This is a genomic window from Bacillus sp. GMa5/1 (assembly GCF_050172015.1).
Taxonomy (GTDB): Bacteria; Bacillota; Bacilli; order Bacillales; family Bacillaceae_G; genus Bacillus_A; species Bacillus_A cereus.
The window spans coordinates 1-2,084 of sequence record NZ_JBNLYC010000361.1 but is presented as its reverse complement, the minus strand read 5'-3'; the positions used below and the strand labels follow the sequence as shown (position 1 = coordinate 2,084).

Genomic DNA, 2,084 nt, shown 5'->3' with positions numbered 1-2,084 from the left:
AGAATTTTAATAATGCCAGATATAATTTCTTTTTTAAATTATAAATTAGAAGTGAGGAGATATTATTATGATTATAAAAAAACATCCATTTTGTACTCTAGCAAAAACAGCTGTTGCATTAACTATGATCATTCCTACATCCCAAGCCATTAACCATACGTTTGCCTACGCTCAAGAAAATATAGCGAAATCTCAACAACAAGTGGCACCATTTTGGAATAAAAACAAAGATTATCCAGGTGAATCTTACGTTACATATGAAGGTAAGATTTATCATTCTTTATATTGGGTAAATGCAGGTACACTACCTACCCAACAATTTAGCGGTTGGGAATTATATACTGGTTCAGAATATATACCTGATAATGGCGATCCAAATGATTTATTTGGTGAAGGAATCACTTGGCCAACTCATGTTTTTGCACCATATGTAGATAACGGCATGAATCCTCAAAATCTATTAAAATACGCCCAAGAAACAAATACTAGTTTCTTCACGCTTTCCTTTATAGTGGCTGATAAAAATGGAAATCCAGTATGGGGAGGAAGTCATACCCCTATTGGAGATGGTAACTTAGATGATCAAATTAAACAAATTAGAAAAATAGGTGGAGACGTTAAAGTATCTTTTGGTGGAGCAAATGCTGGTAATATCCCTGGATTAGGTGCAGATCTTGCCGCAGCTATTACAGATGTGAATAAATTAAAAGATGCTTATAAAAGTGTAATTAACACATTACATTTAACACACATGGATTTTGATATTGAAGGCGTCTTAGTTGCTCACCCAGAATCTATCGAAAGAAGATCAAAAGCAATTGCGTTATTACAAAAGGAATTAAAAGCTGCAGGTAAAGATGTAAAAATTGGTTATACCTTACCAGTAATGCCATATGGCCTAACTAATGATGGACTAAATGTGATTCAAAGCGCTATAAAACATGATGTAGATTTAAATTCAGTTAATATTATGACTATGGATTACGGGCAACAAAACCAACAAATGGGACAAGCTGCGATAGATGCTATTAATAGCTTGCATGGACAATTAACTAATTTATATAAAGGTACTATTAAAGATTCTGACATTTGGAAAATGATTGCTGTTACACCTATGATAGGAAAAAACGATACTCAAAATGAAACTTTCACATTAAATAATGCAAAAGAATTGTTCCAATTTGCCAAAGAAAAAGGTATTGGGGAAATTAGTATGTGGTCAGTGTATCGTGATAAAAAAGCTACTGAAAGTTGGCAAATCGGTCAGGCAACTGGAGATGCTTCTGGATTACCCGATGTAGACGACGGTGCCTTTTCTAAACTATTTTCTGCTTTTAATAGTAGTACTGAAATTGACGTAATCGCTCCAACAGCTCCTTCTAACCTACGTTCTGTTAGTCAAACAGCAACAACTGTTGAGCTACAGTGGGAGGCTTCCACAGATAATATTGGTGTGAAAGAATATGAAGTTTATCGTGATGGAAAAAAAGTAGGAACAACAAAAACAACACGCTATGAAGATGCGGGATTACAAGCCAATACAAAATATAATTATACAATTAAAGCTACAGATGCAGCAGGAAATAAGTCAAAAAGTAGCAATGAAGTTTCAGTTACAACAAAGGAAGAGAATCCAGAACAAATAGCTCCAACAGCTCCAACAGGATTACAAGCATCAGAAACTACTACAAACAGTGTTCATTTAATATGGGAAGAATCCATAAGTAATGTTGGTATAAAAGAATATGAGATTTATCGTAACGGTACAAAAATAGCTACAAGTCCTTCAACTTACTATACAGATGAAAATTTACTTTCTAGTACAGAATATAGATATATGGTAAAAGCTATAGATACTCAAGGAAAAGTTTCAGTTGCGAGTAATGAAATCAAAATCACAACAAAAGATACCCCCTCTTCAGAGTATAAAGCATGGGATTCGTATGCTGCATATAAAAAAGGAGATAGAGTAGAACATCAAGGTAAAATTTATGAAGCAGTTCAAAGTTATCAAGGATACGGTGATCCAAATTGGATTTTCTCATTAGCTTTATGGAAAGTAATTAAATAAACCGTAATACTAT

General features: G+C 33.7%; 1 protein-coding gene. It reads left to right on the top strand.

Features of this window, described 5'->3' with window-relative positions; translation table 11 throughout:
- Positions 1 to 67 precede the first annotated feature (67 nt).
- On the top strand, positions 68 to 2,071 hold the full coding sequence (locus tag ACQGSG_RS28620; protein ID WP_426948684.1) for a fibronectin type III domain-containing protein: 2,004 nt from the start codon (positions 68 to 70) through the stop codon (positions 2,069 to 2,071).
- Positions 2,072 to 2,084: the final 13 nt, after the last annotated feature.

Coding starts and splice junctions, on each gene's coding strand:
- ACQGSG_RS28620 (WP_426948684.1), top strand. CDS start 68: ATGATTATAAAAAAACATCCATTTTGTACTCTAGCAAAAACAGCTGTT.